Origin of the sequence: Streptomyces sp. NRRL F-5727 (genome assembly GCF_000719555.1) — a bacterium.
Classification (GTDB): Bacteria; Actinomycetota; Actinomycetes; order Streptomycetales; family Streptomycetaceae; genus Streptomyces.
The window spans coordinates 1-397 of record NZ_JOGX01000167.1 but is presented as its reverse complement, the minus strand read 5'-3'; the positions used below and the strand labels follow the sequence as shown (position 1 = coordinate 397).

The following is a 397-nucleotide window of genomic DNA, read 5'->3' as shown; positions in this document are numbered from 1 at the left end:
CGGGCGCTTGAGGTCGAGGTCGCGGATGATCGCGGCCGGCCGCAGGTCGAAGACCTGGGTGACGGCGTGCTGGATCCGGTCGACGGGGACGGTCTCGGTACCGAAGGTCTCGACGAACAGACCGACCGGCTCCGCCTTGCCGATCGCGTACGCGACCTGCACCTCGCAGCGGCGCGCGAGACCCGCCGCGACCACGTTCTTCGCGACCCAGCGCATCGCGTACGCCGCCGAACGGTCGACCTTGGAGGGGTCCTTGCCGGAGAACGCGCCGCCGCCGTGCCGGGCCATGCCCCCGTAGGTGTCGATGATGATCTTCCGGCCGGTCAGGCCGGCGTCGCCCATCGGGCCGCCGACCTCGAACCGGCCGGTCGGGTTGACCAGCAGCCGGTAGCCGTCC

1 protein-coding gene is annotated in these 397 nt (G+C 72.0%); it reads right to left on the bottom strand.

From position 1 onward, the window contains the following. Nucleotides 1–397: methionine adenosyltransferase domain-containing protein (locus tag IF73_RS0137195; RefSeq protein ID WP_031016016.1), on the bottom strand; the 397-nt coding region annotated here is incomplete at both ends.